General features: G+C 58.6%; 10 protein-coding genes, 1 tRNA gene and 1 pseudogene. 4 read left to right on the top strand and 8 right to left on the bottom strand.

Translation table 11 applies throughout. The features are described 5' to 3' along the window. Positions 1 to 38: 38 nt before the first annotated feature. From QZ648_RS24790 to QZ648_RS02585, 4 genes and pseudogenes are all read right to left on the bottom strand, one after another. Positions 39 to 479: pseudogene (locus tag QZ648_RS24790) on the bottom strand (DUF1016 N-terminal domain-containing protein); the annotation flags it as partial. Next, on the bottom strand, positions 476 to 700 hold the full coding sequence (locus tag QZ648_RS02575; protein ID WP_291996013.1) for a hypothetical protein: 225 nt from the start codon (positions 698 to 700) through the stop codon (positions 476 to 478). The pseudogene QZ648_RS24790 and the gene QZ648_RS02575, both read right to left, overlap by 4 nt. 130 nt (positions 701 to 830) lie before the next feature. Then, entirely contained in the window at positions 831 to 1,166 is a 336-nt protein-coding gene (locus tag QZ648_RS02580) for a hypothetical protein (protein WP_291996014.1), read from the bottom strand. 270 nt (positions 1,167 to 1,436) lie between these two features. Then, the gene (locus QZ648_RS02585; RefSeq protein ID WP_291996015.1) at positions 1,437 to 2,300 is read right to left on the bottom strand and encodes a hypothetical protein; all 864 of its coding nucleotides are present in this window, start codon (positions 2,298 to 2,300) and stop codon (positions 1,437 to 1,439) included. A 254-nt stretch (positions 2,301 to 2,554) separates the two neighbouring features. On the opposite strand from QZ648_RS02585, the gene QZ648_RS02590 reads away from it, so the two are divergent. Genes QZ648_RS02590 through QZ648_RS02600 form a run of 3 tightly spaced genes read left to right on the top strand, consistent with a single transcriptional unit; the run spans position 2,555 to position 5,917 of the window. Further along, a complete protein-coding gene (locus QZ648_RS02590; protein ID WP_291996016.1) occupies positions 2,555 to 3,226 on the top strand; it encodes a VWA domain-containing protein in 672 nt (223 codons plus the stop codon). Beyond that, on the top strand, positions 3,223 to 3,993 hold the full coding sequence (locus tag QZ648_RS02595; protein ID WP_291996017.1) for a PP2C family serine/threonine-protein phosphatase: 771 nt from the start codon (positions 3,223 to 3,225) through the stop codon (positions 3,991 to 3,993). Before QZ648_RS02590 ends, QZ648_RS02595 begins: the two co-directional genes overlap by 4 nt. Beyond that, a complete protein-coding gene (locus tag QZ648_RS02600; protein WP_291996018.1) occupies positions 3,986 to 5,917 on the top strand; it encodes a hypothetical protein in 1,932 nt (643 codons plus the stop codon). Before QZ648_RS02595 ends, QZ648_RS02600 begins: the two co-directional genes overlap by 8 nt. A gap of 252 nt (positions 5,918 to 6,169) precedes the next feature. On the opposite strand, the gene QZ648_RS02605 is transcribed toward QZ648_RS02600, so the two are convergent. The 3 genes from QZ648_RS02605 to QZ648_RS02615 form a co-directional block, all read right to left on the bottom strand. Continuing rightward, positions 6,170 to 6,808 carry a hypothetical protein gene (locus tag QZ648_RS02605; RefSeq protein WP_291996019.1) on the bottom strand — a complete coding sequence of 213 codons (639 nt, stop codon included), beginning with the start codon at positions 6,806 to 6,808 and terminating at the stop codon, positions 6,170 to 6,172. 442 nt (positions 6,809 to 7,250) lie between these two features. Then, positions 7,251 to 8,717: an RES family NAD+ phosphorylase gene (locus QZ648_RS02610; RefSeq protein ID WP_291996020.1), complete on the bottom strand. Its 1,467-nt coding sequence runs from the start codon at positions 8,715 to 8,717 to the stop codon at positions 7,251 to 7,253. 365 nt (positions 8,718 to 9,082) lie between these two features. After that, positions 9,083 to 9,158, bottom strand: a tRNA-Asn gene (locus QZ648_RS02615). 282 nt (positions 9,159 to 9,440) lie between these two features. Here QZ648_RS02615 and QZ648_RS02620 point away from each other — a divergent pair. Beyond that, positions 9,441 to 11,369 carry an AsmA-like C-terminal region-containing protein gene (locus tag QZ648_RS02620; protein WP_291996021.1) on the top strand — a complete coding sequence of 643 codons (1,929 nt, stop codon included), beginning with the start codon at positions 9,441 to 9,443 and terminating at the stop codon, positions 11,367 to 11,369. Positions 11,370 to 11,741: 372 nt separating this feature from the next. Here QZ648_RS02620 and QZ648_RS02625 read toward each other — a convergent pair whose 3' ends face one another. Beyond that, a complete protein-coding gene (locus QZ648_RS02625; RefSeq protein ID WP_169066640.1) occupies positions 11,742 to 12,944 on the bottom strand; it encodes an amino acid aminotransferase in 1,203 nt (400 codons plus the stop codon). Positions 12,945 to 12,972: the final 28 nt, after the last annotated feature.

Here is a 12,972-nt window from a genome sequence, read left to right on the forward strand (position 1 = left end):
AACGCGCGTTTGGTTGCGTCGTTACATGCCAGCAGTTCGGCGATATGACTGAACGAGAGCCTGGACAGGACATCGCCGGCCGTGACGCCCAATTCGGGAGTCGCCGACTCCCGATTTCCCGTGAAACCCGTTTGCGCCAGCAGCGTCGTGGCGAATTCGGGAGGCAGTGACTCCCGAATCTGCGGATAGGTCAGATAGAACTGGCGATAGCGCCGCAATTCCCTGGCCTCGGCCCGGCTGACGCCGGCAACGATTAGTCGATCGGACAGGCGCTCGATGAGGGTATCGCCATACTGGGCGCGGTCCGACCCCTGTTGCTCGTACTCCGCGATGTACAAGCCTATCAGCCAGTTGCGCAAGGTGAGGCTGCTGTTGACCGCCCGTGAAGCGTGCGCCGCCAAGGTCGCGTGCGCCCGCCCGATGCTCGTTACCAGATGTTCGAAGGACAGGGCCGAACTGGCCGGCTTGCGCACGCTCATACGCCATCCGCCTCGAACATCAGGCGGTGGAAGTCCTCTTCGATCAACCTCACCTTCCAAAGGGCGTCGGGTGTCTTGAGGTTTTCGAGATTGTTGCCGCCATTGACGTAGATGAGATCGAACTCGCTGTCCCTTGCCAAATACCCCTGCTTGGCAAACCATTCGTCGAGCACCAGGTTGTCCTGCTCGGGTTCGCCGGTCAGTTTGCGCCAGATGACCAAGGTCTTGCGACCATCAGGCGTGCTGCCGCTGACCGTACGGAACCAGTACGGGCCGCTGGCATCCTGCGGAAGGCCTGGGTGGCTGGGGGGTGGATGAATGAAGAACTGAGCTTGGCTACTTGGTGCGGCTTCAGGGCGCCGGGACTGCATACTCGGCACACACGGCGAGAAGGTCGGGATCGATACCTTCCAGCTTCGGGATGAAGATCACGATGCCGAAATCGCCGTCGCCGGGGACGAAGACCATTTCGTAGCAGGCGTCCAGTTCCTCCAGGACTTCGAAGTATGCGAAAGGGCAACCGCTCTCCTCCTCCACGTCCTGAACGCTGTCGCCGGCTTCGACGACGATCATGTAGCCGTGCAGGTCGGGCTCGTAGGGCTCCCCGTCGCAGATATCGAGGAAACGCTGCTCTACGAGTCGGCGTATCTGCGGGGCGGCGATGCTGCGGGTGGCCTCGGGATCCACGAAGGACGAGCATGGGTCGCCTCCTGGGTAGGCAGGGAACGCGGTTGGTGGGTATTGCGGCGGTGGTAATGCCTTGCGCTGCGATGATCAGTTGGGAGCTGATCGGTGATGGCTAATGACATGTGGAACTCCTTTGGTGGACGAAAAAAATGCCCGACCACTGTGAAATGGACGAGCTCGGCGGGGTGAGAACCGGTGAGTGCTGCGGGAGGGCTTGGTGCGGCTCGGTGCTGCAGTGCTGCGGTGCTGCGGTGCTCGGTGCTTCGGTGCTCAGCGATACGCGAACCTGATCGCCGGGACTGCGCGTACATTCGGCTGCTTCGCCAGGAAGTCGCGCAGGAATTCCCCAAGCTTCCGCTCGCAAAGGGCGATCACTGCTTCTTCCATACTGATGGCGTTGCCCTGCTTCTCGGCGGCGATGGTCAGCTGCTGCTGCAGGGCGATCACTTGCTCTTTCTCATCGATCAACAGCCCCTTGCCGGGAATTTCATGCGAGATCGCCCCGATGGCCGGCGACGCTACGAGTTCCGGCTTCTTCAGGGTCACGGTGATGCCGGTGGCGTCCCCCGAGACAGCGAAACTCTCGGGGCTCAGGTCGTAGCCGACGGAATACTCCACCGCGTAGTTCAGGATGATGGTGGCGTCCGACTTGATGCCCAGGGCCGACCTGTTGATGTGCTCGACATGGACGTAGTTTCGGTCGATCCTGGCTGCCAAGAATTTCGTCCGGCCTGAGATGGCTTTCTTGGTGACCTCCAGATATTGGGGAAAAGTGGTATAGCCGAGGAGGTCGCTCTGGGTCTCGGACAGGGTTTTCTCGACCGTGTGGAGCTTCGACAGGAGATCGGCTTGATGATGCTCGGCGGCGGTGGCTTGGCGGTATTGGTGGGTCGCGGCGGCGAGCACGGCGAGTGATGCGGCGATGGCGATTGCGGTTAGGGCTCTCTTCATGGGCGGCTCTCCTGTGTTGGGATTTGGGGATTGGCTTGCTGGGCGGGATACGCAGATGCTGGCTTTCCGTGGTGTAGACGTGGAAAACCCCGCGAGCCTTTCGACTGGCGGGGTCAGGATGTTTGCAACGTCTGCTTGGTAGAGCAGATGGCGGCCGCCAAAGGGGCTCATCGTCGCGGGCATGGTGTCCTGCTCAAGCGTGACATCGAGAGCGTGGAGCCTCTGATGTACCAAGCGCAAGAAGTCGCTACTCTCGGGGAATCTCTCCGCCGCTCTCGGAACCCCATGCCACCAATTTCAGCCCGTACTTCCTGGTGCCAAACCTCGGCTCAGAAAATCGATATATCATTGGGGCGTGATCCGATGCTTGGCTTCGAGAATCCTCCTTCGAACATTGACTTTCTGACCTGCAAGAACATATCTGGAGATTGCTGACCATGCCTGACAATATTCCCTTGGAGCAAGTCGCCTTCGACGTCCCTTTTGCTGATAATCCGGAGCCTCGCTGCCCCTGCCTCCTGCTGCTTGATACGTCCTACTCAATGCAAGGCTCGCCAATTGCAGCGTTGAACGACGGCTTGGTGGCATTTAAGGACGAGCTCTCAACCGACACGCTGGCGATGAAACGGGTAGAAGTGGCCATCGTGACGTTTGGCCCGGTCAGCGTCGTAAGTGACTTCCACACCGTAGCGGATTTCTACCCGCCGACACTATCGCCCACTGGTGACACACCAATGGGGGCTGCTATCCTCCAAGGACTAGACTTGGTCCACCGGCGCAAGGAAGAGTATCGCGCAAATGGGATTTCGCCTTATCGGCCATGGGTCTTCTTGATCACCGACGGTGCGCCAACCGATGAGTGGCGACCTGCCGCACAGTTGATAAAGACAGGCGAGGACGCAAGGTCCTTCGCTTTCTTCGCCGTCGGCGTTGAAGGAGCGCGCATGGACATACTGGCTCAAATTGCCGTTCGGGAGCCGTTGAAGCTCCAGGGCCTCAGGTTCCGAGAGCTGTTCCAGTGGCTCTCGAACAGCATGAAGTCCGTCTCACAATCCACACCCGGAATGGCCGTTCCGATCGCGTCCCCAACAGGCTGGGCCGAGGTGTGACCTGGAAGGTCATTCGCACCTCCGTTATTGGCTCATCCCACGTTGAGAGCCGCTCCCCCTGTCAAGACGAATGCTACGCTGACGTGATGACCGCATGCGATGGGGCACAACATCTCATTTGTGTGGTGGCAGACGGAGCAGGATCCGCAAGGCAAAGCGAGAGTGGTGCTGAACTCGCATGCAGTGCAGTTCGCCGATGTGTTGAGGCGTCGCTCAGCGACCCAGCGTGTAATCCGATAGTCGATCAAACGGTCGTCGAATGGATCAATAATGTTCGCCGAGAGATATATCAGGCCGCCGACGAAGATGCACTTGTAGTGAGGGAGTTCGCGTGCACGCTGATAGGTGCCGTCTTTGGTCCTTCTCGCTCCATTTTCTTCCAGATCGGTGATGGATCAATCGTAGCGAAGAAGAACGATATCGCTGGCGTAGTATTTTGGCCGGATTCTGGGCCATATGCCAACATGACCTACTTCGTAACGGACGAAGACGCACTTGACCATCTTCAGCTAACAATCGTCGACGCTGCATTCGATGAGGTGGCGCTGTTCAGTGACGGCATCCAGAGAATTGCGCTGTTATTCGACTCCAAAATGCCGTACTGGCCGTTTTTCGAACCAATGTTCAAGATACTGCGCGCGCGGGATGGCGACGCGTGCTCTCTACTCGATGACGAACTATCACGTTTCCTCGGTAGCCCACAAGTCAATGAGCGAACTGACGATGATAAGACATTGATACTCGCCACTCGTCTCCGTCATGAGTAATCTGTTCGACAGCAAGGGCGAGAAAATATCTCTTGGGAAGAAGCTTGGCTCGGGCGGCGAAGGCGCAGTCTTTGAAGTTCCATCGTTGGAACGTGGCGTTGTCGCCAAGGTCTATCACGAACACATAAACCACGAAAAGCAGGAAAAACTCCGTGCCATGGCTGGCAGTTGCGATGACTCACTGCGGAGCATTGCCGCGTGGCCATTACAAACCCTGCATGACAACCACGGGGGACCAATTCGAGGCTTTTTGATGTCCAAGGTGGCAGGGCACGAGCCGATACATCACCTGTACGGACCGAGCCATAGAAAACAGCTGTTCCCGGAAAAAGATTGGATATTCCTTATTAATGCTGCGAGGAACACCGCCGCAGCCTTCGCTGTAATTCACAGTCACGGCCACGTTATCGGTGATGTAAACCCAAATCTCGTATTCGTTGCACCGAACAGCTTCGTAAAGCTGATTGATTGCGATTCTTTTCAGATCGCTGCTGCGGGAAAGCACTTCCTCTGCGAAGTTGGCGTTCCACACTTCACTCCGCCAGAACTGCAAAAGCATGCTTCCTTCAAAGGGATCAGGCGCACCCCAAATCACGACAATTTCGGTCTGGCGCTTCTGATATTTCACATTCTCCTGATGGGGCGTCACCCGTTTTCTGGTGTATTTCGCGGCAAAGGCGATATGCCGATCGAAAAGGCTATCGCGGAACTACGTTATGCGTTTGGGAAGAACGCGGCATTGAAGTTGATGGAACCTCCGCCGAACGCGGTAACACCTGTCATTCTCCCCGAAAGCTTAGCAGGACGCTTCGAGCGAGCCTTCGCCGAGGACGCATCGCACGGCGGAGCACGCCCAACGGCACGGGAGTGGGTCGAAGTTCTCGACGCCTCGCGAACGCAAGTGAGAGCTTGTGCTCAGCAATCCATCCACAAGTATTATCAGAGTGCGCACACCTGCCCTTGGTGCAAGTTTGAGCAACATCCCGGGATCTATTTCTTCCTAGCCACGGTTGCCCGTGACGGTGCCTCATCTTTCGATGTTAACCAGGTGTGGGCAAAACTTTCCACGGTTGCCTCGCCAGGGCCAGCCCCTCAAATCTCGCTTGCAACATTCTCTGGCACCCCTAAAGCATTGCCTCCGTCGTTAGTGAAAACTAAAGAAATCGCTACAGTCAAGAAGATTGTCGCCGGTGGAGTACTTCTTGCGTCATTGGTATTTGCCCCGCAATTCTTCCTTTTTGCCATAGTTGTTGCGGCGGTCTTGTTCTTGCTATCGGGCGCAGATGACTCATCAGAGCGCCGCATACGGCAGCAGGCCTTCGAAAACGCTCGCACTTCCTATTCAACCGTAACTTCACAATGGCAGGCGGAAACTGGCGATGAACTGTTCCGCCGAACGTTGCACGAACTGTCGGGGTATCGAGCCGAGCATCAAGACCTCGGGCAACAGATCAGTCAAGCCATGCAAGGGCTTCGAGAAAATGTTCGTAATTCCCAGCTTCAGAAGTATCTCGAACGCTTCTTTATCGACGATTTCGACATTCGTGGCATTGGTCCAGGGCGAAAGTCAACCCTGGCTTCTTTCGGAATCGAAACAGCCAGAGACGTCGTGCCACATCGCGTGAAGGCTATTCGGGGTTTTGGCGACACCCTCACCGGAGAACTTGTTGAGTGGAGAACAGCGCTGAAACGGAAGTTTGTATTCGACCAGTCCAAGGGAATAGACCCAGCCGACATTGCTGCGGTCAATCAGCAATTTTCTCAGAAGCGCAAGTCACTAGAGGGCAAGCTCCTGGCTGGATATGAGCAGCTTACGCAGATACGCAGGCACATTCTGCTACGACGACAACAGTTGCAATCGAGTGTTGAGGCTGCCGCTCGCCAGCTAGCGCAGGCAGAAGCTGATCTAAAAATACTCGGCTAGTGGATTGAATCGCTCAACCATGGGAACGCGCTCGCCGTGCGGCCGGCACTGGAACCGTGCCGAAGCGTATGAGGCTTGAGCTTTGAGGCGATCAGCAGTACAAGAAGGGCGACAAGCGGTTGTGTATGACCAAGAGAACATGTGCGCGTCGGATTTAATCACCAGGCTGTCGCAGCCGAAACTTCCTGTACCGCCCAACGTTCAAACGCCCGGACGGTGTGCAGCTCTATGCGCATCCCAACCAAACGGATGTCACGTGGCAGCCATGGAACGTGCGTCACGACCCCACAAGCGAATTCTCTGATGTGTTACTCCGTCGTAATTCAAGACAGAAATGACCGTATGTTCGAGGGTTGGGTACCAAGGCCACGGGGGTTCTAGCCCATAGTCGCAAAACAGGTAATCAGGAATTCCGTACGGATTCTGCATTATGCTACGAGCCAGTATTTTTCTTGGATTGTAAAACTGCGTCCAGTTTCCCGTGAAAGCATCACACTTGATGAGTGCGACAGCAGACGGTGAACACTGATTTGAATAATAGAGGGATTGAAATGTTGCCGCACCCTCGCCAGCAACAAAGAGCAAACTGAACCTTTCAGGGCCGTGGCTTTCATCAAATTCTACCTGACGCTCGTACACAGCCCAGACCGAATATGGCGAGAAATCTTGCCGAACAAGCAGGTTCTTAAGGTTTCCGTCAGTCGGTTCGGGCCGCAGCGGTTTAAACGAATGGTAACAAAGCTCCTCCTTTGCGACCAAACGTGAATAGAAAAGGCGGTAGCCTTTGAATGTATCTAAGCCAGTTCTCAACGATTCTTGCGGAACATTGCAATCTACATAGACGAAGCTGTGGCTATATCCGCCGAGGTACTGAACGGGGCGACCGTCCATGGCACTCGCTGGGTAGAAGACCGATCCTCGAAGGAGGTCAGTGATAGGTAGTGGATCATGCGCGAAGTTGGGTCTCGTAAGCCAGTAGGGCGTCGGTTGGCGACTCAGTTCAGGAAGCACGGCGGTCTCCATAGAGCTACAGGAATGGGGCCACACGAATAACGTTTATCTGCTGCCCCGAAAGGGCACCTACTCAAACGCCAGCGGCTCACGGCAGACACACTTCGCAGAACTGAACCGCCACGAGGGCGACCACTGTGCCGATTGTAAGGCCGAACGGCCCGAAGTCGCTCGTTTGGCATGAAGCCACACCCGGCAGCGGATCGACGCTCGCCACCGATCGATGGCGGCGCCAGAAGTCCGAGGTCACAAGAATGGTAACGTCAAAATAGAAAACCCGACCCTGCGCTACGCGTTTAGGGCAGCAAAGACCGAGACGCTTTCACATCTTAAGTTCGTGCTTCTTGTACCGATTGCGGTCAACCTTATAAGGAGTGCTTCGGTACTCAACCCAATTGACCTGATGAACCGCAACGGACTTCGGGTCAATCCGCAGCGCGCTCACCCGCGTGTCGCCTTCCGAAGCTTCCGTGAGGTCTGCGACATCCGGAAAGAGCGACACGTGGGGCCCTTCGTCTTCCTGCTTCGAGAGGATTTCCGGAGAAGGAGGCACGCACTCCGTCACTGAGTACTCAGTTTCCCAACCCTCGTCAGTTTCCCAACCGCTCCGCACCTCAATTTCGGTACTCTCCGGAAACCGCATCATTTCGACCCGCGCGGCCTTTTGGAAGAGGACGACGTTGCGCCCGTCTTTCGCCTGCGCAGAGGGGAAAATGATCCCGTCTAGCAGCGGATCGTTCGCTGTCGCGAGAAAGTCCGCTATAGCCTGCGTCGCTAGGTAGTCGAAGGCCTCGTCATCCGGCATGATTGGCCTTGTGATCCGCTGAGCCAGTGACTGCAGGAAAGCAACTTTTTCAAGTCGCCCCTTGAAGGCCGGGTCGAAAATGCTTCCGCCGTCCTGAACGTTCTCAAGGGCCGTGAGATCAAGCAGGCGAAGGAGACGGATGATGTTGAACCTCGCGACCGCAACGTTGCTACCGACCGGGGGCCGCACTTCGGCGATAGCGACGCTCGCGTCGGTCGTGCCATAAAACACGGAGATGCCGCGCGCATTCATGCGACCCGCGCTGGCAAGGCGGGCCGGCGGCGACCCAAGATGGAGATCCGGGCGGCCAACGGCTTCTTTGAGCGTATCGTCCGATTGGAACACACGGGCACGATACAGATGTTCGATTTCAAGATCGGGCCCCGCATCCAACACCGGTGTACGACCGTCCGCGGTCAAGAGCCTGTCGATCCCCCCGAAAACCGACGCAAGATGGGATGCAGCGATGCGGTTAAAGAAACGGGCCTCCCCTTTGAGCGATTGCTCGAAAGTGCGCCATTCTTCCTGCCAAGTGTCATCACTTGGGCCTATTTGATCGTAGTAGGAATCCGGGGAAAACTCTGTCTCCTCGCCCATCCGAGCCAATTCATGGTCGCAGCGCCTGTAGTCGAGAACCGCCAGCACTTCGATTGCAGCGTCTTGAGGTATTTCGGCGGCGTCCTGGATAGCATCGACAACCGGGTAGCCATCGCGTACCCAGACATAGTCTGACTCCGGGTCCGAAAGGAGCCCGCGCTGCCAAAAGTCTGGCTGATCCGGCGTCCGGTAGAAGTGATCTTCGAACGCGGTCGCGACGCGCTCCGCCATATCCCGAATCGTGTATGACTCCGCCGTCTGCTGGCAATAGCAGCAATGCTCGATCCCGCCGTACTGTTTGATCTCTTCGGACAGATACGCCTCGCCGACACACTCAAAACAGATGCACTTGGCCTCCAGGTCGTCAATGTCGTCGCTGTGAAGCATCGTCCTGCCCTCGGTCACCGCCTTATCTTAGCGGGTGCGCAAATCCGCACGAATCTCGCGGCAGCTAAACCGTGCTGGGCTGAAGCGCCGCGACGATAGTCGCTAAGGGATTGTACGTCCGAGCCGCCCGAAGTCAATCGTTTGGCATGGAGCGACCGGGTAGCAAACCGACGCTCGCCAAGGGGTGGCGCTGCCGCCGGAAGGCCAACCGGCCGAGGCGCCCCCGCGGGGCCAGCCACACACGCACACGCACGCCACGCCCCGCGGCCACCACCAGCTCGGTATAGGCCCGGACGCCGCCCCCAAACGCAAAAAGCCCAACCGCGAGGGCTGGGCTAAGCGCTTGTACTGCTAGGAATTTTCTGTGGCTCCCCGACCTGGGCTCGAACCAGGGACCTACGGATTAACAGTCCGACGCTCTACCAACTGAGCTATCGAGGAACACGAGAGGGCGCATTCTAGCCATTGGAATGCGGCTCGTCAACTCTCGCGAGCGGCAAAGTGGTGATTGGCCGTGAAGCTGCCGAATGCAGCTCGGCTCTCGCCTTGGCGGCCTAGCTGCTGTATTTCGCGTGACCGCCGGTCGGCCGCCGCCCGCTACGGCCAGCGTGGGCGACCAAGCCTCGATTGCGGCACGGGAAGCAGCATAGAAGCATGTCCGGCTTTCCGCGCACCGCAACTAAGTGCACAATGCCGATTGTGCGAAAAACCCGAAAAACCCCGTTGCTCCTTGCCGAGCACGACGCCAGTGCGAAAATGGACCCCGACCAGATCGACTACGAGCTGATTTACGCCAAGACAACCTCCGGCGAAGAGGCCATGTTGCAGCGGACGAGGGTCGTCCAGAGAAATCTTCGCATGGTGCTGATTCTGGTCGACGGCAATGCGACCGTCGCCGAACTTTGCGACAAGACCGGCAACCAACAACTCACCCTGAGCGCGCTCCTTGAGCTCGAGAACGATGGCTTCATCGAGCGGCGGGTCGAGGAGGACTCGGTATGGACGCGTGGCCGCCGGCTGGCACAACAGATCAAGGCCAGGACTGCCCAGCCCTTGTCCGAATTTTCGACATTCGGCAAGAGAACGGAACGGTCCCCCCCTCGTCACTCTTTACCGGATGCGGAAGTAACCCGGCTGATTCCTGCGCCGGAAGAAAGCCCCAAGCGGTTTTCACTCGCGGCAACCTCATCGCCGCCGCTCGCACCCAGCTTACCGCCGAGAAATTCCGTACCCGGTCCCGAGTCGCGCACTGTCTTCTTCAACAAGGAAGAGGAAGTCTCGGCGGCGCCAACAGCGCCGCCGGAGAACATTGTTGAGCAGGCGCCGTCGTCTTTTGTCGCGCGCGTAAAGGCGCTGCTGGGCGGCGGGACGGACGATGCCAGGGAGGGTGAAGGACCCGATCTGAAGTCGCTCCAGGGCCGTCGCTTAGCCATGACCTGGCCGATGGCAACAATGCTCGGCAGCGCTTTGTTGAGCGCTTTGCTGGTCTTGACGGCCTTCTTTTTTCCCTATTCGCGATATCTCCCGACGGTGGAAAGCGCGCTCGCGGAGACTACCGGCCAGAAAATTAGTATCGAAGAAATGCGGGTCACGATCTATCCACGGCCTGGCTTGCTGCTCGCCAACGTGCGCGTCGGAAACGCCGCTGGCGAGGAACTGATTCAAATCGCCGAACTGCGCCTCCGGCCAGAACTCGGCACGCTATTTTCACCAAGAATCGCTTTCACGGAAATGGAATTGCGCAACCTCGACCTGTCGGCGAAAGCACTGACCGGCCTGTCGCGAATGTTCGCGGCCACTGCTCGCGAGTCTGCCAAATTTGGCGCGCAGCGCGTAACCATCAGCGATGCCAACATCAGCTTCGCCGGGCTGGGCTTTGACGACTTGAGCGGTGAGCTGGCCTTGTCTGCGGATGGGCTGCTGGAGTCAGTGTCGCTGAAGTCTGCTGACCGCAGCCTGCAGATCGAGGCCAAGCCAGCCGCCGCCCAGTTGACGCTCACCGCGGAGGGGCGTGCCTGGCGGCCCTCGCCGAATTCGCCGTATCGCTTCGACTCCTTCAGCTTCACGGGAGATGTTGACGGTCCACGGTTCGTCATCAAGGACATGGATTTACGCATATTCTCCGGCCGCATCAGCGGTACAGTCATTCTGCACGGGGACGGGCCGCCTGCAATTACTGGCGAAATCGCCTTCGAACGGATCAGCGCCAAGCGTTTTGGCGCGGCTTTGGGAGTCGGCGAACAGTTCGACGGTGACCTTGCCGGCGATCTGCGCTTCTCGGCAAATTCCGAAACCTGGTCCACCATCGCGCGCTCTATTTACGCCCAGGGGAGCTTCACGGTAAACAGGGGAAGCCTGGGAGGTATCGACCTTCCCGAGGCGGTGCGCCGCTTTTCCGACAACCCGGCGACGCTTGGTGGCGCCACCCGCTTCGAACAACTCACCGGTGCGATCAGCCTGACCCCCGAGCGCTATCGATTCTCGCGTCTGCTCCTGCACGCAGGAACGATGCAGTCTACCGGTCAGATCGAGGTGAACAACGATCTGCAATTGCGCGGCCGCATGGCCGTGCAGATGCGGGGACGTGCCGATCCAACCATTCCGATCTTGATCAGCGGTTCGCTGAAGACGCCGCTGCTGGAAAGCAACTAGCGTGGTGTTGTCTTCTTGATGAGACTTTCGGCAAGCATCTCCCACCCGCGGTCATTGCGAGGAGGCGAAGCCGACGCGGCAATCCAGAGGTTTGGCTTTTCGCGTCGTCAGGATGTCAATGCGGCGGGAAAAATAGTGAGAGGATGGAACTGGATTGCCGCGTCGGCTGCGCCTCCTCGCAATGACGGGCGGGCTGGTGTGCTGCCGCATTCCCCATTCTGCGAGCAGCGCGAAAACCCACGCGCCAGCCGGAATTTATGGCTTCCCTACGGCGTGCAACGAGGCGCTGGAGAACACGCAGGAGTGATGCGCGTGCGCCGCTTAAAAAAAAACGCCGGCATTGCCGGCGTTGCACGTGCCGCAGAGCAAGCGTCAGAGAACCGCGGCGATGGCGTCGGCGACGTAGTCGATATTGCGGGTGTTCAGCGCTGCCAGACAGATGCGACCGGTGCCTACCGCGTAGATACCGAACTCGTCGCGCATGCGGTCAACCTGCGCGACATCGAGCCCGGTGTAGGAGAACATGCCGCGCTGGCGGGTGACGAAGGAGAAGTCGGTGCTCACGCCCCTGCCCTGTAGCTTGTCGACCAGGCTGACGCGCATGGCCAGGATGCGCTGGCGCATCTCGGCCAGTTCGGCCTCCCACATCTGGCGCAGTTCGGCGCTGGCCAGCACCGCCGCGACAATGGCGCCGCCGTGGGTCGGCGGATTCGAGTAGTTGGCGCGAACCACCCGCTTGACCTGCGACAGGACGCGCGCCGTTTCATCGCGGCTGGCGGTGACCACCGACAAGGCGCCGACCCGTTCGCCGTAGAGCGAGAAGGACTTGGAAAACGAGCTGGCAACAAGGAATTGCAGTCCCGATGCGGCAAACAATTGCAGCACCTGCGCGTCTTCCCGGATGCCGTCGGCGAAGCCCTGGTAGGCCATGTCGAGGAAGGCGACCAGGCCGCGAGCGCTCAGCGTGTCGATCACTTCGCGCCACTGCGCCTGATTGAGGTCGGCGCCGGTCGGGTTATGGCAGCAGGCGTGCAGGACGACAATCGAACCCGCCGGCAGGCTGTTCAGGCCGCTCTTCATGGCGGCGAAATCGACGCCACGGCTCACCTCGTCATAGTAGGGATACGCGTCGACCTCGAAACCGGCGTACTCGAAAATCGCGCGGTGGTTCTCCCAGCTCGGATCGCTGATGTAAACCCTGGCCGCGGGCAGCAGTCGGCGCAGGTAATCGGCACCAACCTTCAGGGCGCCGGTGCCGCCGAGCGCTTCGATGGTCGCTACCTTGCCCGCTTCGAGCAGGGCCGAATCGGCGCCGAAGAGCAGTTTCTGGACAATCTGGTTATAAGCCGCAAGACCGTCGATCGGCTGGTAGCCGCGCGGGGGCATGGCTTCCAGGCGTGCTTTCTCGGCCGCTTTGACAGCCGCCAGCAGCGGGATTTTGCCGTTGTCGTCGAAATACACACCAACGCCAAGGTTGACCTTGGTCGACCGGGTGTCGGCGTTGAATGATTCGGTGAGGCCGAGAATCGGGTCGCGGGGAGCCATTTCAACGGCGGCGAAAAGCGAGGCGGTCATGGATGTTTCCTAAGTTGGCCGGTTGCTG

It is taken from the genome of Candidatus Accumulibacter sp. ACC012 (assembly GCF_907163155.1).
GTDB lineage: Bacteria > Pseudomonadota > Gammaproteobacteria > Burkholderiales > Rhodocyclaceae > Accumulibacter > Accumulibacter delftensis.

What these genes read in the sequence shown, in the direction of transcription:
- QZ648_RS02585 (WP_291996015.1), bottom strand. Translation starts at nt 2,300, where the DNA reads ATGCCCGCGACGATGAGCCCCTTTGGCGGCCGCCATCTGCTCTACCAA.
- QZ648_RS02600 (WP_291996018.1), top strand. Translation starts at nt 3,986, where the DNA reads ATGAGTAATCTGTTCGACAGCAAGGGCGAGAAAATATCTCTTGGGAAG.
- QZ648_RS02610 (WP_291996020.1), bottom strand. Translation starts at nt 8,717, where the DNA reads ATGCTTCACAGCGACGACATTGACGACCTGGAGGCCAAGTGCATCTGT.
- QZ648_RS02590 (WP_291996016.1), top strand. Translation starts at nt 2,555, where the DNA reads ATGCCTGACAATATTCCCTTGGAGCAAGTCGCCTTCGACGTCCCTTTT.
- QZ648_RS02605 (WP_291996019.1), bottom strand. Translation starts at nt 6,808, where the DNA reads ATGGACGGTCGCCCCGTTCAGTACCTCGGCGGATATAGCCACAGCTTC.
- QZ648_RS02625 (WP_169066640.1), bottom strand. Translation starts at nt 12,944, where the DNA reads ATGACCGCCTCGCTTTTCGCCGCCGTTGAAATGGCTCCCCGCGACCCG.